This window comes from Thiorhodospira sibirica ATCC 700588 (genome assembly GCF_000227725.2).
Lineage (GTDB): Bacteria > Pseudomonadota > Gammaproteobacteria > Ectothiorhodospirales > Ectothiorhodospiraceae > Thiorhodospira > Thiorhodospira sibirica.
The window spans coordinates 223,450-241,287 of record NZ_MU255056.1 but is presented as its reverse complement, the minus strand read 5'-3'; the positions used below and the strand labels follow the sequence as shown (position 1 = coordinate 241,287).

General features: G+C 57.7%; 17 protein-coding genes and 6 pseudogenes. 17 read left to right on the top strand and 6 right to left on the bottom strand.

Annotated elements, in window-relative coordinates; all coding sequences use genetic code 11:
• Together THISIDRAFT_RS01265 and THISIDRAFT_RS01260 are read left to right on the top strand one after the other, a co-directional pair.
• Positions 1-267, top strand: a pseudogene (locus THISIDRAFT_RS01265) (helix-turn-helix domain-containing protein); the annotation flags it as partial.
• 103 nt (positions 268-370) lie between these two features.
• The gene (locus tag THISIDRAFT_RS01260; protein ID WP_006788812.1) at positions 371-703 is read left to right on the top strand and encodes a transposase; all 333 of its coding nucleotides are present in this window, start codon (positions 371-373) and stop codon (positions 701-703) included.
• Here THISIDRAFT_RS01260 and THISIDRAFT_RS14585 read toward each other — a convergent pair.
• A pseudogene (locus tag THISIDRAFT_RS14585) lies at positions 663-845 on the bottom strand (IS1/IS1595 family N-terminal zinc-binding domain-containing protein); the annotation flags it as partial. The gene THISIDRAFT_RS01260 and the pseudogene THISIDRAFT_RS14585 overlap by 41 nt on opposite strands.
• A 456-nt stretch (positions 846-1,301) precedes the next feature.
• On the opposite strand from THISIDRAFT_RS14585, the gene galU reads away from it, so the two are divergent.
• The 3 genes from galU to THISIDRAFT_RS01245 are packed head-to-tail and all read left to right on the top strand — an operon-like array spanning position 1,302 to position 3,234.
• The gene (gene galU / locus THISIDRAFT_RS01255; RefSeq protein ID WP_040853401.1) at positions 1,302-2,189 is read left to right on the top strand and encodes a UTP--glucose-1-phosphate uridylyltransferase GalU; all 888 of its coding nucleotides are present in this window, start codon (positions 1,302-1,304) and stop codon (positions 2,187-2,189) included.
• 7 nt (positions 2,190-2,196) lie between these two features.
• Positions 2,197-2,748 carry an LPS-assembly lipoprotein LptE gene (locus tag THISIDRAFT_RS01250; RefSeq protein WP_006788809.1) on the top strand — a complete coding sequence of 184 codons (552 nt, stop codon included), beginning with the start codon at positions 2,197-2,199 and terminating at the stop codon, positions 2,746-2,748.
• A gap of 42 nt (positions 2,749-2,790) precedes the next feature.
• The gene (locus THISIDRAFT_RS01245; RefSeq protein WP_246585297.1) at positions 2,791-3,234 is read left to right on the top strand and encodes an FxsA family protein; all 444 of its coding nucleotides are present in this window, start codon (positions 2,791-2,793) and stop codon (positions 3,232-3,234) included.
• Between the two features lie 244 nt (positions 3,235-3,478).
• Here THISIDRAFT_RS01245 and THISIDRAFT_RS01240 read toward each other — a convergent pair.
• Positions 3,479-4,124: pseudogene (locus tag THISIDRAFT_RS01240) on the bottom strand (ISAs1 family transposase).
• A gap of 47 nt (positions 4,125-4,171) precedes the next feature.
• On the opposite strand from THISIDRAFT_RS01240, the gene THISIDRAFT_RS01230 reads away from it, so the two are divergent.
• The 5 genes from THISIDRAFT_RS01230 to THISIDRAFT_RS01210 all read left to right on the top strand — a co-directional run bounded on the left by THISIDRAFT_RS01230 (position 4,172) and on the right by THISIDRAFT_RS01210 (position 7,610).
• Entirely contained in the window at positions 4,172-4,342 is a 171-nt protein-coding gene (locus THISIDRAFT_RS01230) for a transposase (RefSeq protein ID WP_221913931.1), read from the top strand.
• Between the two features lie 20 nt (positions 4,343-4,362).
• Positions 4,363-5,155 (top strand): IS5 family transposase gene (locus THISIDRAFT_RS01225; RefSeq protein WP_221913930.1). Its coding sequence is split into 2 segments (ribosomal slippage): positions 4,363-4,622 and positions 4,621-5,155, totalling 795 coding nucleotides; the frame shifts between segments, so codons are not numbered across the junction.
• Between the two features lie 42 nt (positions 5,156-5,197).
• Positions 5,198-6,178, top strand: a complete 981-nt coding sequence (locus THISIDRAFT_RS01220; RefSeq protein WP_217159298.1) for a restriction endonuclease — start codon at positions 5,198-5,200, stop codon at positions 6,176-6,178.
• A 63-nt stretch (positions 6,179-6,241) separates the two neighbouring features.
• Positions 6,242-7,030: a 23S rRNA pseudouridine(2605) synthase RluB gene (gene rluB / locus THISIDRAFT_RS01215; protein WP_006788707.1), complete on the top strand. Its 789-nt coding sequence runs from the start codon at positions 6,242-6,244 to the stop codon at positions 7,028-7,030.
• A gap of 49 nt (positions 7,031-7,079) precedes the next feature.
• On the top strand, positions 7,080-7,610 hold the full coding sequence (locus THISIDRAFT_RS01210) for a Gx transporter family protein (protein WP_006788708.1): 531 nt from the start codon (positions 7,080-7,082) through the stop codon (positions 7,608-7,610).
• On the opposite strand, the gene gluQRS is transcribed toward THISIDRAFT_RS01210, so the two are convergent.
• The gene (gluQRS, locus tag THISIDRAFT_RS01205) at positions 7,607-8,470 is read right to left on the bottom strand and encodes a tRNA glutamyl-Q(34) synthetase GluQRS (protein ID WP_006788709.1); all 864 of its coding nucleotides are present in this window, start codon (positions 8,468-8,470) and stop codon (positions 7,607-7,609) included. The two genes, THISIDRAFT_RS01210 and gluQRS, sit on opposite strands and share 4 nt — an antisense overlap.
• Before the next feature lie 10 nt (positions 8,471-8,480).
• Positions 8,481-8,948: an RrF2 family transcriptional regulator gene (locus THISIDRAFT_RS01200; RefSeq protein ID WP_006788710.1), complete on the bottom strand. Its 468-nt coding sequence runs from the start codon at positions 8,946-8,948 to the stop codon at positions 8,481-8,483.
• Positions 8,949-9,197: 249 nt separating this feature from the next.
• Here THISIDRAFT_RS01200 and THISIDRAFT_RS01195 point away from each other — a divergent pair.
• Together THISIDRAFT_RS01195 and THISIDRAFT_RS01190 are read left to right on the top strand one after the other, a co-directional pair.
• Positions 9,198-9,446 (top strand): annotated as a pseudogene (locus tag THISIDRAFT_RS01195) (IS607 family transposase); the annotation flags it as partial.
• A 417-nt stretch (positions 9,447-9,863) separates the two neighbouring features.
• On the top strand, positions 9,864-10,061 hold the full coding sequence (locus THISIDRAFT_RS01190; RefSeq protein WP_006788713.1) for a hypothetical protein: 198 nt from the start codon (positions 9,864-9,866) through the stop codon (positions 10,059-10,061).
• A 61-nt stretch (positions 10,062-10,122) separates the two neighbouring features.
• Here THISIDRAFT_RS01190 and THISIDRAFT_RS01185 read toward each other — a convergent pair.
• A pseudogene (locus THISIDRAFT_RS01185) lies at positions 10,123-10,587 on the bottom strand (IS5 family transposase); the annotation flags it as partial.
• A gap of 152 nt (positions 10,588-10,739) precedes the next feature.
• A pseudogene (locus THISIDRAFT_RS01180) lies at positions 10,740-11,690 on the bottom strand (IS5 family transposase); the annotation flags it as partial.
• Positions 11,691-11,868: 178 nt separating this feature from the next.
• On the opposite strand from THISIDRAFT_RS01180, the gene THISIDRAFT_RS01175 reads away from it, so the two are divergent.
• From THISIDRAFT_RS01175 to pgsA, 5 genes are all read left to right on the top strand, one after another.
• Positions 11,869-13,323, top strand: coding sequence for a GntP family permease (locus THISIDRAFT_RS01175; RefSeq protein ID WP_006788732.1), 1,455 nt, complete (start codon positions 11,869-11,871; stop codon positions 13,321-13,323).
• A 108-nt stretch (positions 13,324-13,431) separates the two neighbouring features.
• Positions 13,432-14,439, top strand: a complete 1,008-nt coding sequence (gene pdxA, locus THISIDRAFT_RS01170; protein WP_006788733.1) for a 4-hydroxythreonine-4-phosphate dehydrogenase PdxA — start codon at positions 13,432-13,434, stop codon at positions 14,437-14,439.
• A complete protein-coding gene (rsmA, locus tag THISIDRAFT_RS01165) occupies positions 14,429-15,229 on the top strand; it encodes a 16S rRNA (adenine(1518)-N(6)/adenine(1519)-N(6))-dimethyltransferase RsmA (RefSeq protein ID WP_006788734.1) in 801 nt (266 codons plus the stop codon). Before pdxA ends, rsmA begins: the two co-directional genes overlap by 11 nt.
• An 8-nt stretch (positions 15,230-15,237) precedes the next feature.
• The gene (gene uvrC, locus THISIDRAFT_RS01160; protein WP_006788735.1) at positions 15,238-17,070 is read left to right on the top strand and encodes an excinuclease ABC subunit UvrC; all 1,833 of its coding nucleotides are present in this window, start codon (positions 15,238-15,240) and stop codon (positions 17,068-17,070) included.
• Between the two features lie 66 nt (positions 17,071-17,136).
• A complete protein-coding gene (gene pgsA / locus THISIDRAFT_RS01155; RefSeq protein ID WP_006788736.1) occupies positions 17,137-17,688 on the top strand; it encodes a CDP-diacylglycerol--glycerol-3-phosphate 3-phosphatidyltransferase in 552 nt (183 codons plus the stop codon).
• Positions 17,689-17,838: the final 150 nt, after the last annotated feature.

Here is a 17,838-nt window from a genome sequence, read left to right as displayed (position 1 = left end):
CTGTGGCGACGGCGCTGGTCGCAGGCCAGCGCCGTGCTTACCGCTGTGGCCGGTCAGCCCAAGCGTTTGCGTGCCGAGGTCGAGCAGCTCTTGTCCGACCCGCCGCGCAGATTTTGCCAGATCACCGCGCGGGCGTGTGAGCAGCCACCGCCGCCGTTGACCCACTGGACACGCCAGGATCTGGCGCGCGAGCGCATCGCACGCGGCATGGTGACCTCAATCTCGGCCAGCAGCATTGGTCGTTTTTTAAAATCAGGCGGATCTTAAACCGCATCGCACCCGCTACGGGCTCAATCCCCACATCACCGATGAGGCTACCTTCCGTCAGGAGGTTCGCACGGTCTGTACGCGGTACCATCAGGCAACGCCGTTGCATGAACAAGAGGTTCATCTCATCGCGGTGGACGAGAAAACCGGCATCCAGGCCATAGAGGCGATCCACCCGTCTCACCCGATGCAGCCCGGCCATCCCGAGGCCGTGGCGTTCGCGTACAAACGCCACGGTACTCAGACTCTGATCGCCCATTTCGAGGTCGCCACCGGGCTTATAATCACTCCCTCCATCGGCGACACCCGCACCGAAGCTGACTTCGTGGCCCACATCGCCGCCACCGTGGACACCGATCCACACGGCGAATGGAGCTTCGTCTGTGATCCGCTCAACCGGCTAGTGAAATTCTTTCCAATAAGAGCTTATCAATGAGCGCTTTTTTATCCTCACTAATTCGATTTTGGGGATTTTCGACAAATTGTCGACCACACGCCTTGCACGCGAATTTCGGCGTGTGGTTATGGATACGGCCATTTTTAATCACATAATCTGAATGACACGAAGGACGCTGCATGGCTTTTTACTCTTTAGAACCCATCACCTCTACATCTTACCACATTCAACACTACTATTTACAGGACTACCAAAATTAGTTCTAGTGGAGTCAATAACCATCTAAACGCATCGTGGGCAGGCGGTGATTCGCGTGTTGGCGACACTTTAACAGCCTCCGTACAACGATATGTTCGCGAAGTGGCGATCAAAAACTGGATATCATTTTTTTCAGTGCATTTTTGCAGTATTCATTTTTTTTAACGCTTTTTTCCTCAAGTGTGTAACGCCTACTTTGTTTAGGTTTTTAGTAACAATAGTCCTCCATGAACTTTACACACAGCTCCTTGACCGTTGGTGCCTGACGTGCTTCGACTTTGGGGGCTCCCGGATCACCTCCATCCACATGGCGGGGTCTTTTCGTGGCTTGCGTGCTAAGATAGAGGCTTCGTTTAACCAATTACCCAAAGATATCTACATGCAGAAAAAGATTCGTAAAGCCGTTTTTCCGGTCGCTGGCATGGGAACGCGCTTTTTGCCCGCGACCAAAGCCAATCCCAAAGAAATGTTACCCATTGTTGACAAGCCACTGATTCAATATGCCGCTGAGGAGGCGGTGGCAGCAGGGATTGATGTCTTGATTTTTGTCACCGGGCGCAATAAACGCGCCATCCCGGATCATTTTGATAAAGCCTACGAACTGGAAAGCGAGTTGCAGGAGCGCGGCAAGCTGAAGATGCTGGATATTGTCCGGGATATTTTGCCACCGCATGTGTCCTGTGTGTACATCCGCCAGGCCGAGGCGCTGGGCTTGGGACATGCGGTGCTGTGCGCCCGTCCGGTGGTGGGTTATGAGCCATTTGCGGTGATTCTTGCCGATGACCTGGTCGATGGCGGTAGTGCAGGCGGGGCGCTCACGCAGATGGTCGAGGTCTATGAAAAGCACCATGCCAGCGTTTTGGGCGTTGAAGATGTGCCCCCCAACGAAACCCATAAATATGGCATTGTGACCCCCGAGACGCTGGAAGACGATTTGTGGCGGGTGCAGGCCATTGTTGAAAAACCGGCCCCCGAGGACGCCCCCTCCAATATGGCCGTGGTGGGGCGCTATGTGCTCTCGCCGCGTATCTTTGAGCTTCTGGAAAATACCCGGCCCGGTGCCGGTGGCGAGATTCAGCTAACCGATGCGATTGCCGCCTTGCTGGAAAAGGAGTCGGTGTTGGCATATCGCTTCCAGGGCAAGCGCTACGATTGTGGCAGCAAGCTGGGTTATCTGGAGGCGACGGTGGAATATGCCCTCAAGCACCCTGAACTGAGTGAGGACTTCAGGCAATATCTGCAAACGCTGGCGCATACCCTGGATTAGCCATCAGATGCATTCTGGCTTAGTGACTTCATTGCGGTTACAGCCGCGCAAGCGGCACCCAGCCTTACTGCTGCTTTTGGGGCTTGTGCTGTGGAGCGTGACAGGCTGTGGTTTTCAGCTGCGCGGCACAGTGGAATTTCCGGCCCATCTGCAACCTTTGCAGGTGACGGGTCTGGAGGTTCATGATCCTTTGCGCCGCGAGCTGCTGACGCTGTTGCGGGCGCATGGTGTGCAGCTGACCGATCACGCAGATCAAGCACGGGTGCGGCTGCAGATGCAAAGCCTCAAGGAGCATCGGCGAGTCTTATCGGTCGGACGCGATGCGCGGGTCAGCGAGTATGAAATCACCACGGTGCTGACCTATGCGGTGAGTCCTTTGCCCACTGTCCAGCGTGTACGCACCGAACAGCTTAGCGTCAGCCGCGAATATGCCCACGATCCTGCCGGGGTGCTGGGGCAATCTGAACAGGAACGGCTGTTGCGCGAGGATATGCAGCGCGATATGTTGCGTCTTTTACTCTATCGCCTGCAACAACAGGCGGATTTCCATCAACCCTAACCACGCGGCCCGATTGTCATGCCCTTACCCCTGATCGCCCTTGTGTTTCTTCTCGTACCTCTGCTTGAGGTCTTTTTGCTATTAAAAATCGGCGGCATGATTGGCGCCTGGGCCACCATTGGCCTGATTGTGCTGACCGCCATCATCGGCGCGGTGATGCTCAAACAACAGGGACTGGCTACCCTTCAGCGCCTGCAGCGCAGTGTGGATCAAGGCCAGTTGCCTGGTCTGGCCTTGCTGGAGGCGATGTTTTTGCTGGTTGGTGGGGTTTTACTGTTAACGCCGGGTTTTTTTACCGATGCCGTCGGTTTTGCCTGTCTGATTCCTCCCGTGCGCCAGGCGATGGCAGGCTGGCTATTGAGCCGTTCCAGCGTGGTGGTGCATTCCATGCGCAGTCACGGCGGACCCCGACGGCCTCCTGCCGGTGGCCGGATCATCGAAGGTGACTACACCGCCAAAGACGATGAAGACCCGCCCCGCCGTTAGGACATGGCTTGATGTCCCTGAATGACCAAAGAAACCGCCCCGCACGCAGGAAAAATGCGCCGGGCACGGTCGGTTGGCGGCATCGAGCCGCCAGGCGCGGGCGCTATCCATCCACGCCCTGAAGCGACGGGGCTTTTAATGGGTGCCGCACGACGCATCCAGCGCGAGTCGATAGATCAGCGGTTTGCCAGCGTTTGCCATGAGCAATGATAGTTGGCAGGGCTGAGGTGCCAGGGCGATCGCGCTATGTAGTTTCCCTATTGTGTTCGCCGAGCAGTAGCTCCAGCCGGTAGTTGTCGTTGAGCGCGGCGCGCAGTTTTCGCTGGCGCAGACTGTCCTTCGGTGGCCCATTGTGGCTCAAGAGGTTGAGCGCCATACGACGCAGCAGGGCCAGATTCTCGGGGCTATGGTCGCGGCGGGTGCGACAGGCCTCTTCGCCAAACTGGACATCCAGAATCCAATGCGGTTGATTCTCGATACTCCAATGCTGGCGCACCGCGGCGGCGAAGCGCGGCAGCTCCGTGAACGCGCAGAGGAATTCGCGTGTTTCGGTGCTGGAGTGATCGCCGATAAGGCGGGTGGACTCCACCCGTCCCACCGCCTTGAGTCCGGCCCACGCGGCGCGCTCCTCAAGCCATTCAATGCGCTCGCTGAGGACGAGCCGTTTCATAATCGAGCCACTGCGTCACTTCCGCGTGCAGCCTCGGATGGTTATCTTTCAACGCCAGGACGTAGTCGGCCCCACCTTGCACGAGGGTGCGGGCAATCGCTTTTTGGCAGCCCATGGCATCCAGGCTCACGGTCGCTCCGTGTAGATCCAGGAGCCCGAGGAGATCCGGAATCGCCGTGATTTCATGGGTTTTCTCTCCGACCTTTTGCTGGGCCAACACCCAACGGGCACGGCTCGTGAAGGCACTGATGAGGTGCACGCCAGGCGTTGCCCCATCGCGGCAAGGTGCGTTTCCGAATTTATGAAGGCACTCTGCATGCGGGTCTTCTGATTGACTTCATGAAGCGTCTGGTCAAGCGCTGTGACCAGAAGATTTTCCTGATCCTGGATAATCTCCGGGTGCATCATGCGTATAAAAACCTGTTCAAAGCCTTCTAAAAATAGCCGACAATAGCAAGATGAGACATACCTATCCCAGTGACCTCCGTCGAGAGCCGTTCGAGCAGATTCGTGCCTTACTGGAAAGTGGACGCAAGAAGACGGCCCCCCGGCGGGTGGATCTGTACGATGTATTCTGTGCGGTGCTGTATCGGCTAGGTACGGGTTGTCAGTGGCGAGCCTTGCCAAGCGAGTATCCGAAATGGCGCACAGTGCATCACTCTTTCACGATCTGGAGTGAGCCGCGCGAAGGCGGCAGCCTGCTGGAGCAGGCTTTAAAAAAATCAGGTGAGCGCAGCCCGCAAAAAACAGGGGCGCAATGCCAGTCCCACGCGGTTAATCGTGGACGCACAAAGCGTCAAGAACGCAGACACCGCAGAACACAAAGGTTATGATGCGGGCAAGAAGGTTTCAGGCATCAAACGCCCTGTGGCGGTGGATACACAAGGTCTACCCCATGCCGTGGCGGTGACGACAGCCGAGGTCACAGATCGCCAAGGCGCCGTGCAAGCCTTGGCGCGCTGCAAGACGGGGTTGGGTTGTGTGCCAAGCGTGCTGGCCGACGGTGGCTATACCGGCCGACCCTTTGCCGAGCACGTGCAAAAGACCCTGGGCGAGCACGTGACCGTACACATCGCCAAGCGCAGCGAATTGCATACCTTCAAGGTCATCCCCACGCGCTGGGTGGTAGAGCGCAGCTTCGCCTGGCTGGAAAAGCACCGGCGACTTTGGAAAAACGCTGAGCGCACGCTCAACACCCGCTTACCATTCGTTCACTTGGCCTTCCTGTGCCTTTTGCTCAAGAGACTTTGAACAGGTTCTTATGCCGAGCAGGTTTTCCAGTTGATTGACAGTGTGTTCAGCGAAAGCCAGTTGCCCGAGATTGGCGACGACCGCAAGTCCAAGAAGAACCCGCTCAATGCCAATTTCGAGAAGCAGGCGTTCAAGGAACTCTGGAACCGGATCAATCGCAAGGCGGCCTACAGCGTTGATTTTGACTCCAACGAGTTGGTGCAAAAGGCGCTCAACACGCTTAACGACAAAGAGATCGGGCTGCGTGTCACCCCGTTGCAGTACACTATCCAGCACGGTGAACAAGCCGCCGCCATAAGCTATGATGAGATCAAGCGCGGCCATGCCTTTGCATTGAAGGTTAGCGAGACGACGCCCAACCCGGCCTCAATCCATTCCGCCGTCAAGTATGATCTCATCGGCAAAGTGAGTGACGGCACCCAGTTGACGCGGCGCACGGTGGCCGAGATTCTCAAGGGGCTTAACGCCGACGTATTTGCGCAGTTCAAGACCAACCCGGAGAGCTTCATTGCCAAGGCGATTCAGCTGATCAATGAGCAGAAAGCGACGATGATCATTGAGCATTTGGCCTACGACCCGGTCGAAGACAGGTTCGATTTGGACATCTTCACCGCCGGGCAAAGCAAGCAGGATTTTAGCCGCGCCGGGAGCGTGCTCCAGCGCCACATCTACGACTACGTGCTGACCGATTCCAAGGTTGAACGCGAGTTCGTGAACGAACTGGACACCTGCGCCGAGGTGATCGTTTACGCCAAGCTGCCGCGTGGCTTCCTGATTCCGACGCCGGTGGGCGATTACAACACCGACTGGGCCATTTCGTTCAAGGAAGGCGCGGTGAAGCACATTTACTTCGTGGCGGAAACCAAAGGCTCGATGTCCTCAATGGATCTGCGCGAGATCGAGAGAACCAAGATTAAATGTGCGCGCAAGTTCTTCGATGAGATGAACCGCCGCTTCGCGCCTGACAATGTGAAATATGATGTCGTGGACAACTTTGAGAAATTGATGGATGTTGTGAGATAAGCCCGGATGTCATCGGTGCCGGTGGCTCAGGCCCACATTTTAAAATCAAAAGGTTAAATAGCTTTGAGCGAACGTATTCATAAATTATTGGCCCATGCGGGTGTGGGTTCGCGCCGCGAGATTGAGCGCTGGATTGCAGAGGGTCTGATTACCGTCAATGGCCGGGTGGCGAAATTGGGGCAGACTGCCAGTCTGGAGGATGAGATCACGCTGCGCGGTGAAGTCATCAAGCCGCGTCGTCCTGAGCAGCGGGTGATTGTGTATCACAAACCCGAGGGCGAAGTGACTACCCGTGCTGACCCGCAAGAACGCACGACCGTGTTTGAGCATCTGCCGCGCCTGCGCAATGGGCGCTGGATTGCCGTCGGACGTCTGGACATCAACACCGCCGGGCTTTTGTTATTTACCACCGATGGCGAACTGGCGCACCGCTTGATGCATCCTTCCACCGGCATTGAGCGTGAATATGCGGTGCGGGTGCTGGGGCAGGTGGAACCCGGTGCGCTGCAAAATCTGCTCAATGGGGTTACGCTTGACGATGGCCCGGCGCAGTTTGAATCCATCGCGGAAGCCGGCGGAAGCGGCGCGAATCACTGGTATCATGTGGTGATCAAGGAAGGGCGGCAACGTGAGGTCCGCCGTCTGTGGGAATCGCAGGGGGTCACGGTCAGTCGCCTGATCCGCATTCGCTATGGACCCATCCAGCTCGGCGCGGCCTTGTATCTTGGCCGCTGGCGTGAGCTGGAACCAGCTGAACTGCGCACGCTGTATCAAGCCGCTGGTCTGCGCCCACCGCGCCCGGCGCGTTTGCCCGCCAAAGCCACCCGTCCGCCGCGTTCTCGGCGCAGCTAACGCGCTATGCGAGCACGCAGGGCATGGATGCCCGGCCCGGCAAAACGCAATGTCCACCCCGCCGTCTATCCAGACGACCCGCGAAGATCACCTGATTGCCTGGCTTAGCGCCTTGGCGATTGCCATCCATGTGCTCGAAAGCATCATCCCCACCCCCCTGCCGGGAATGAAGCCGGGCTTGGCCAATGTGGTGACGGTGGTGGTGCTCATGCTGTTTGGCTGGCGCATTGCCCTGTGGGTTAGCCTGTTGCGGGTGTTGGCGGGTAGCCTGATCATCGGCACCTTCATGACCCCGACCTTTTGGCTCAGTCTGGCAGGAGCTTTGGCCAGTCTGGTGATGCTGGGGTTGTTATGGCGCCTGTTATCCGGGCGCGTCAGCGCGCTGGGCCTTTGCGTGATGGCATCGCTGGCACACATGAGCGGACAGTTTGCCCTGGCCTTTTGGGTGCTGATTCCGCACAGCGCCTTTTTGAAAACATTGCCGCCCCTGTTAACCATGGCGCTGATCTTTGGCCTGTTCAGCGGCCTGCTGGCTAACCGCTTGCTGCAGGGTCTGGCGTATGCATCTATTGAGCGTTAATCCGACCGGAGCGGATCGGCCTGAGTCAGCGCCCAGGCAAGAAGTGTCGGTGGGTTCATATCCGCTGCTTCGCGGGGCAGGCGGTAGCCCAGAAAACCCAGCGCCTGACACAGCTGCGGCACGGGCTGTTCAAGGCATAGCGCCGGTGCCCGGTGTTGTTTGGACAATTTGCGCCCATCATTGCCCAAAACCAGCGGATGATGCAGATACTGCGGGGTGGCATAACCCAATAACGCTTGTAAATACAGCTGGCGCGGGGTGTTATAGAGCAAATCCAGGCCGCGCACCACATGGGTGATGCCCTGGTAGGCATCATCCACCACGACGGCCAGCTGATAGGCAAACAAACCATCCGCTCGACGCAACACAAAATCCCCGACCTCATGCGATACGCACTGCACGACCTCGCCCTGCAGACGATCCCTAAAATGCACTGGCGCATCCTCGGTGCGCACCCGAATGGCTCGCCCGAGCTTGCCAGCTTTTACGCCGTGGCGACACCACCCCGGATAAATCAGACCCTCAGCGCCTTGGCGGGCCTGGGCGGCAATCTCGCGGCGACTACAGCCGCAGGCATAGGCCAAACCGCGCTGTTGTAGCTGCGCCAAAGCCTCGGCATAGGCATCCAGGCGCTGACTCTGATAGAGCACGCTCCCATCCCACTGCAAGCCGTACACCGTCAGCGCCCGTAGGATAGCATCAGCGGCACCGGGGACCTCGCGCAGGCAATCCACGTCTTCCATGCGCACATACCACAGCCCCTGATGACGGCGCGCATCCAGAAACGAGGCCACGGCAGCCACCAATGAGCCAACATGCAAAGGCCCGGTCGGTGAAGGGGCAAAACGGCCGATATACATACTCACTGGCCTATTTGGAGGTCGGAGATCTAAAGGGATCAGGCCCCATACAGCATTTGACATGCGCCCGCAAATGCGCATCCGGCTGGGGTTTTTCCAGAATATCGGCCAGCGTCCAGCGACTTAAGGTCGCTAAAATGCTGTGTTGTAACTCCTGCATGGCCGCATGAAAGGCACACACCGCGCTGGTGTCATCATAGGGCTGACAATAATCTCCCAGAATGCGCCCCTGACAGGCCTCGACAATGTGCAGCAGGCTAATCTCAGAAGGCAGACGCGCCAGCGTAACGCCGCCTTTGATCCCACGATGTGCCTGCAAAATTCCGGCGCGGGTCAAATGGGCGTTAATCTTGGATAAATACGCCGGCGAAGCCCCCAGGGCATTGGCAATCTGGATGGGCGGGATCGGCTCGGGAGAAGCCGACCTCCCCAGATAGACCAGCGCCCGAATTGCGGTCACAGAGGTTTTATTAAGCATGTACCATGATTTTCCATTAAAAGACCGCTGCGACAGCAAAGCAGCGCAGCAAAGTGTCCTGGATACAGACATCCAGTACACCCGTGATGTGACTTTAGGGTTTTTTGGCGCTTTAAAGCAAGCGGCGCCCCACACTTTCTCTGCACGGACAAGCGTGCTATGTTGCCATCCAAGGCATAAGTCTGCGGCCCTCAATGGGCTTGAGCTGCTCGCTTAGGATTTACTCATATCTATGCTAATATTTCCAAAATGAAAAGCTTAGTAAGCATAGGAGAAGCGGCTTCAGCGCTGGGCGTATCCATCACGACCCTGCGCCGCTGGGAAGCATCGGGCAGATTGGTGCCTGTGCACACCGCAGGCGGCCATCGCCGTTACGACCTGGCGAAACTTAGGCCCGAGATGTTCCGGACCGAGGAAGACACAGGGCGGCGCACCGTGGTCTATGCCCGCGTGTCCAGCCATGATCAGAAGGAGCAAAAAAAAGTTCTTGATTTTTTCTTCATTGTTTATCAGAATTCTCCATTGTAGATAGGTTATCTACAAGCGCGAAGGTTTCGCGTTCCATGGTCGGGGTCGAAGTCGAATCGCAAAGTTGTTCTCTGTTCAGGATGAACGCCGAGGCCACTTTTATGGCGCAAGCTGGGTTTCGACGGCTGAAACCGCCCATGTTGCCGGTGTTGACCGGCCATTCGGTTGGGACTGCTCAATCAGGACTCCAGTTGCTCGCCCGCAAGGGTGTTATCAACGGAGAGCGAAGTGCCTAAAAATCGCATAAGCAACTTTGTTTAGGTTTTTAGGAGCAGGATCTAAACCACGTCCAGGCTGAGATGCGTAATTTCTGTGATACGCTATCCACGTGACCTGAGCCGCCGTGGGCTCGCCCTGTCATTCAGACAGACCAGAGGGGTTGCGTTGATGCTCAAAGTGGATCTGGCCAAGTGGAACCAAACCGCCGATGACCTTCGGGAGGCGGCGTTGACAGCCCCGCATGCGCGCACGCGCGAGCGGTTTTTCGCCCTGTACGAACTGACGCAACAGGATCGGGGAGCGACGGGCCACCACCCAGGGCGATCGCGCTATCAGGGTATTGACAATCATCAGTTGAGCAGGTGATCGAGGTGCCTTTTGTCGCGATGCCTGAGCTGCCGATGTCTCCGAAATGGTTAGAACCTGTTCAAAGTCTCTTAAGCAAGATGCCCAGGAAGGCCAGGTGAATGAATGGTGAGCGGGTGTTGAGCGTGCGCTCAGCGTTTTTCCAAAGTCGCCGGTGCTTTTCCAGCCAGGCGAAGCTGCGCTCTACCACCCAGCGCGTGGGGATGACCTTGAAGGTATGCAATTCGCTGCGCTTGGCAATTTGTACGGTCACGTGCTCGCCCAGGGTCTTTTGCACGTGCTCGGCAAAGGGTCGGCCGGTATAGCCACCGTCGGCCAGCACGCTTGGCCCCGTCTTGCAGCGCGCCAAGGCTTGCACGGCGCCTTGGCGATCTGTGACCTCGGCTGTCGTCACCGCCACGGCATGGGGTAGACCTTGTGTATCCACCGCCACAGGGCGTTTGATGCCTGAAACCTTCTTGCCCGCATCATAACCTTTGTGTTCTGCGGTGTCTGCGTTCTTGACGCTTTGTGCGTCCACGATTAAGGAAGGTCTGAATAACGCTGGTTTGAAATCACGCCATTCTCGCAAATGCTTCTCAGCATCATTTGACTGCGATTTATGGTCATATTTCGGCCATTGTGCGCGGCTTTCTGGCCCGAAAACCGCCTAATCGACGGATTTCGGGCGTAGTAACCCGATGCGGGTAACAACTTCTGCGCGATCATCAGGTTCGTCAAGCCAGCCAGCCCGTAAAAACGGTTGCGATTCTTCGCTTGGCCTCGGTAGCGAACCTTGGAGTCGCCAAATACGCGCTTGATGTATCGAAACGGATGCTCTACCTTGGCGCGAATCTGAGCCTTGAGCTTTTCAAGCTTTGCTTGAGCGCTGTCTGGGTCAAATTCCTTGCGCTTACCCGCTCGCTCAGCGATATACCAATCCACTGAGCGCTCGCTGTGTTTTGCGCGTTTTTCAATACCGCGCTAGCCTGCCTCACCAAAGACACGACGCTCGTGTCCGTGAAGTAGCTTATGGCTGACTTCACGGTCATGCGTATTGGCGGCGGTGGTTTCCAAGCGGTGAATCAGCCCCATTTCATCGTCAACACCGATATGCACCTTCATGCCGAAGTGCCACTGATTGCCCTTCTTGGTCTGATGCATCTCCGGGTCGCGCTTGTTGTCGGTGTTTTTGGTCGAGCTCGGTGCAGCAATCATGCTGGCGTCCACCATACGGCCTTCACGCAGCATCAGATCATGATCGCCAAGGGAGGCGTTGATTTCCTTAAACAACTTCTCACCACGCGGGTCCTCCTCCAGAAAATGGCGAACGTTGAGGATGGGTGTTTCATCGGGGATCCGGTCACCAAGGCGCAGACCTGCAAATCGGCGCAGGCTCTCGATTTCGTAGAGCGCGTCTTCCATCCCCGGATCACTGAGGTTGTAGAACCGCTGCATGCAATGAATCCGGAGCATCATCTCCAAGGGATATGGAGGACGGCCAACGCGCCCCTTGGAGTAATGCGCCTTGAGCTTCTTGACCAGCACAGACCAGGGAATGTGTCTGTCCATTCGCTCAAGGAACAGCTCACGTCGCGTCTTGCGCTTCTTATTCTGGGACTCAATGTCAGCAAAGCTCATCTGATCCATGGGGCAAATACCGATTGATTGTCTGATGAGTGAATTATCGCAAAAATGCGGAGTTATTCAGAGCTTCCCTAACACTATTGTGGGTGTTATTTGCGACAGCCCGGTGCTGCTGCTAGGATGCGCAGTTGCGCGGTATCCTATTCAGGCATGCGCCAGTTTACGAGGAGGATTTGCAGTAATGCTTGGTATTTTTGGCATTTTATTGGCGTTGGGTTTGTTGATTTTTTTCGCCTATCGCGGTGTCAGTGTGTTGATTCTGGCGCCGTTGATGGCGTTGGTGGCGGTGCTGTTTAACGGCGGTACGCCGCTGCTTGGGGCGTATACCCAGATTTTCATGGGGGCTACGGCTGATTTCATCATGAAATATTTCCCCCTGTTTTTGCTAGGGGCGATTTTTGGCAAGCTCATGGATGATTCCGGCTCGGCACAGGCCATTGCCCGGGCGATTATTGCCCGTTTGGGTGAACAGCGGGCGATTCTGGCGGTGGTGTTGTCGTGTGCGGTGCTGACCTATGGCGGGGTGTCTTTGTTTGTGGTTGCCTTTGCGGTGTATCCCATTGCAGCGGCGCTGTTTCGTCAGGCAGATATTCCCAAGCGCTTGATTCCGGCCACCATTGCGCTGGGGGCCTTTACCTTCACCATGACCGCCTTGCCGGGTACGCCGGCGATTCAAAACGCCATCCCGATTCCCTACTTTGGCACCAATGCCTTTGCTTCGCCGGTCTTGGGGATTCTCACCGCGATGCTGATGTTTGGCCTGGGGCAGTGGTGGCTCTCCTATCGCCTGCAAAAGGCTCGCGCAGCCAATGAAGGCTATGGCCATCACGATGACGCAGCACCGGCGGCGCTGCCCGAAAAACGCATTCGTGAGCACGCCGAAGGGGAAGGCTTTGATTATATGGAGCTGGAAGCGCAACGCCCGGCAGAAAACCAGTTCCCCAATTTTTGGATAGCGATCACACCGATTGTAGTGGTGATTTTTGCCAATCTGCTGTTTGCCACGCAGGTGATTCCGCGCCTGGAAACCGATTATCTGGGCGATCCGCAATATGGCGCGACGACGATCAGTGCCGTTGGCGGTATTTGGGCGATTATCTGCGCGTTAGTGGTGGCGATTGTGGTGTTATTGGCGCTGAACTGGAAGCGTTTAACCGATCTGCGTCAAACGCTGGACAGTGGCGCCAATGCCTCGGTGTTGCCGATTTTCAATACCGCCAGCCAGGTAGGCTTTGGGGCGGTGATTGCGGCGCTGGCTGCCTTTGAACTGATCCGCAGCGGGGTGTTGGGCATCGGGGGGGATAATCCGCTGATTTCGCTGGCGGTCTCGGTGAACGTGCTTGCCGGGATTACCGGCTCGGCCTCCGGCGGGATGAGTATCGCCTTGCAGGCGTTGGGCGATCATTATGTGGCGATGGCGCAATCGGCAGGCATTTCCATGGAGCTGATGCACCGCGTCACGGCGGTGGCGACGGGCGGCCTGGATAGTCTGCCGCACAACGGGGCCATCATCACCTTGCTGGCCATCTGCAAATTGACCCACCGCGATTCCTACGGTGATATTTTTGTGGTCGCCCTGCTCATTCCGCTGATTTCGCTGATATTTTTGATCGCAGCGGGAACCTTGATTAGCTGATTTAACGTGGCGGCATCTTCACAGATGCCGCTGTAAAAAAGCGACGGCGGGAAGCCGCCGCCACTCCCAGGCGCGAAATACCATCGACGAAAAACCTCAAAGTCCCTTATGTCCCTGATTCCTCGTATTGCCATCACGCCCGGTGAACCCGCCGGGATTGGTGCAGATATTGTCATCGCCCTGGCGCAACACCCTGCGCCCGCGCAGCGGGTGGTGCTGGCGGATCCTTCGCTGTTACAGCAGCGGGCTGAGATTCTGGGCCTGCCACTGACGCTACAACCCTATGACCCGGCCATGCCCATTACTGCGGATGCAGCGGGGGTATTGCAGTGTCTGCCGATTCCCCTGCAGGCCCCGGTCAGCGTCGGTCAGCTCAATCCTGCCAATGCAGGCTATGTGTTGCAGACCTTGCGGCAGGCAGCTGAGGGTTGCTTGCAGGGGGCGTTTCATGCCCTGGTCACCGGCCCGGTCAATAAGGCGGTGATTAACGAGGCGGGCATTGCCTTTAGTGGGCATACCGAGTTTTTGGCGCAGCAGTGTCATGCGCGGCTGCCGGTGATGATGCTGGTAGCCGGTGAATTGCGGGTGGCCTTGGCCACGACCCATATCGCGCTCAAAGCGGTCAGTGAGCAGCTCTGTGCAGCGCGGCTGGAAACGGTATTGCAGATCCTGCATCATGATTTATGCGCCTATTTTGGCATCAAGCAACCACGCATTCTGGTGTGTGGCTTGAATCCCCATGCCGGGGAAAGCGGTCATCTGGGCCGCGAGGAGATCGAGATTATCACGCCCGTAATTCAGCGCTTGCAGGCCCAAGGGCTGTCCCTGCACGGCCCGGTACCGGCAGATACCGCCTTTACCCCACGTTTACTGAATCAGGCCGATGCGGTGCTGGCGATGTATCATGATCAGGGGCTGCCGGTGCTCAAATATGCCGGATTTGGACAGGCCGTCAATGTCACTCTCGGTCTGCCGATCATTCGCACCTCGGTCGATCACGGCACCGCCCTGGAACTGGCGGGAACCGGACAGGCCGATAGCCGCAGCCTGCAACACGCCCTGGCGCTGGCCATCAGCCTCTGTCACAGTCGCCGGAGCCTGTCTGATGGAGCATAAACCGCGCAAACGCTTGGGCCAGCATTTTTTACATGATGCCAATAGCATTCGCCGTATCGTTGCCGCCATTGCGCCGCGCCCCGGCGATACCATGGTGGAAATTGGCCCTGGATTGGGGGCCATTACCCGCCCCTTGCTCGAAGCCCTCGGCCAGCTCACGGTGGTGGAGTTCGACCGTGATGTGATTCCACTGCTGCAGGCCGCATGTGCCGATCTGGGGGACTTGCGGGTGCATCAACAGGATGCCCTGCGTTTTGATTTTTCCAGCCTGGCAACGCCAGATGCCTTGCAGCCGGCGCTGCGCGTGGTGGGCAATCTGCCCTATAATATCTCCACGCCCCTGCTGTTTCACCTGCTGGACAGCCATCAGCACATCAAGGACATGCATTTTTTATTGCAAAAGGAGGTGGTGGATCGTCTCAGCGCTGCACCAGGGAGCGAGCATTATGGGCGCCTGAGCGTGATGGTGCAGTATCGCTGCCAGGTCGAGGCCCTGTTTGGCGTGGGCCCTGGCGCGTTTCGCCCGCCGCCGCGTGTGGATTCAGCGGTCGTGCGCCTGCTGCCTTATGCCCGCCTGCCTTGCGTGGCCGAGGATGAACGCCAGTTTGCGCAACTGGTGCAGCAGGCCTTTGCCCAGCGACGCAAAACCTTGCACAATGCCTTGAAGCGGATTCCAAACGCCACCCCGGCCATGCAGGCGATTGGCCTGGACCCGGGCCTGCGGGCTGAACGTCTTGGCGTGGCAGATTTTGTGCGCCTGAGCAATCAGGTGCTGCACCTGCACGGATAGCGCGCTTCATGTGCCCCACCGCCGCCCCGGTGCCGACCTTTGATCACCGCCGCTTTTTGCGGGATGTGACCGAGCAGCCGGGGGTCTATCGCATGCTGGATCATGAAGGGACGGTGTTGTATGTGGGCAAGGCGCGCAATCTGAAAAAACGCCTGGCGAGCTATTTTCGCCCGCAGATCGACAGCCCGCGCATCCGTGCGATGGTGGCGCGGATTGCCGAGATTAGTATTTCGGTGACGCATACCGAGCTGGAAGCCCTGCTGCTGGAAAGCAATCTGATCAAGCAGCATCGTCCCCGCTACAACGTGCTGCTGCGCGATGATAAAAGCTATCCCTTCATTTATCTGTCCGCCCATGCTTATCCGCGCCTGAGTCTGTATCGTGGCACCCGCAGGCGCAGCGGGCAATCCTTCGGACCTTATCCGTCAGCCACGGCGGTACGCGAAAGCTTAAGCCTGCTGCAAAAGCTGTTTTTGCTGCGCGACTGTGAGGATAGCCAGTTTGCGCATCGTACCCGCCCCTGTCTGCAACATCAGATCAAGCGCTGCTCTGCGCCTTGCGTGAGCTTGATCAGCGCCGAGGACTACCGCCACGATGTCGCCAGTGCGGTGCAGTTTCTGCAGGGTCAGAGCCAGCAGGTGATTACGCGCCTGATTGCCCACATGGAGACCGCCTCGGCACAGCTGGAATTTGAGCGCGCCGCCAGATACCGGGATCAAATCGCCCAGCTGCGGCAGATTTCGGCACAGCAATATATCAATGCCAAAGATCAGGATGTGGATATTATTGCCGCCCATCTGGCCTCCGGCGCGGCCTGCGTGCAGGTGTTTTCCATCCGTAACGGCTATAATCTCGGCAACCGCGCCCTGTTTCCACTGATTCAGGACGACACCCACATCGCCGCCCTGCTGGCCGCCTTCATGGCCCAATATTATCTGAGCCACCCGCCCCCGGCGCAGATTCTGCTCAATGCCGCACCGGATGACCCCACTTTGCTCAGTCAAATGCTCAGCCTGCAGCGCGGTGCCAAAGTGCAGCTTGCCTGGAAGGTACGCGGTGCCCGGGCGCGCTGGCTTGCCCTGGCACAGCACAATGCCCAGCTCTCATTGCAGACCCGACTGCTCAGCCAAAACAGTCTGGCGGCACGCTTTGCCGCACTTGAGCAGGCGTTGGGCCTGGCACAACCGGTGCAGCGCATTGAATGCTTTGACATCAGCCACACCCAGGGCGAATACACCGTCGCCTCCTGCGTGGTCTTTGATCCGCAAGGCCCGGTGAAAGCAGATTATCGACGTTTCAATATCGAAGGCATCACCCCAGGCGATGATTATGCCGCCATGCAGCAGGCCCTGAGCCGCCGCTACCGGCGCCTGAGCGCAGGCGAGGGGCGTTTGCCGGATGTGCTGTTGATTGATGGTGGCCGTGGGCAGGTGCGCGAAGCGCTCGCGGTTTTGAATGCGCTGGCGGTTAGCGGAGTTTATGTGGTCGGAGTGGCCAAAGGCGAAGGACGACGGCCCGGTCTGGAACGGCTGGTGTTGAGCGATGCCCAGCATCCCACTATACTGCCCCAGGATTCGCAGGCCCTGCACTTGATCCAGCAGGTGCGTGATGAGGCGCATCGTTTCGCCCTCACCGGTCATCGTCAGCGCAAGCGCCGGGCGCAAACGCACTCGCCCCTGGAACACATCCCCGGCATTGGCCCCAAACGGCGCGCTGTGCTGCTGAGGCATTTTGGGGGATTAAGCGGGATTCGCCGGGCCGGGGTCGAGGAACTTTCCCAGGTGCCAGGTATCAGTCAACATCTGGCGCAACAGATTCATGATCACTTTCATCCAGACTAGGCACGCCGCGCCATTGCCTTGGCGCTTACATGGCGTTGCATTTAGGACATCACCCAGCACAGCGATATGACTGCAAACATCCCAAATCTTTTAACCTGGCTTCGCATTGCCCTGATCCCGCTGGTTGTGATCACCTACTACTATCTGCCAAGCCCCTGGGCGGGGCCGGTTAGCGCCTTGATCTTTGGCTTTGCGGGTATTACCGACTGGCTGGATGGCTATCTGGCCCGCCGCCTCGGACAGGTATCGCATTTTGGCGCCTTTCTCGACCCGGTGGCCGATAAGTTAATGGTCGCAACCGCCCTGGTCTTGCTGGTTGACGAACATGGCGGTACCTGGCTGTCCATTGCGGCAGTCATCATCATTGGCCGCGAGATCACCATCTCCGCCCTGCGCGAATGGATGGCGCAAATCGGTCAAAGCGCCAAAGTCGCCGTTTCCTTCATCGGCAAACTCAAAACCACCGCGCAGATCATCGCCATTTTGTTTTTGCTCTATGGTCACCCCCTGTTTGGCCTACCGATCTATGAAATCGGCCTGATCCTGCTCTATATCGCCGCCGCCCTCACCCTGTGGTCCATGCTGCAATACCTGCGCATCGCCCTGCGCTCGGTCTGATGCACAAGGCGTTATAGAACGCCGCCACTCTGGGATCCTTGGGAGGGCGGCTTACCACCTATCAATTTACTCACGGGCACGAAAAGCCGGCAGCGGCAGGTCGTTTTGCAGACAGCGCATCAGGTAGCGCAAGCCACGTGTGAACCACGA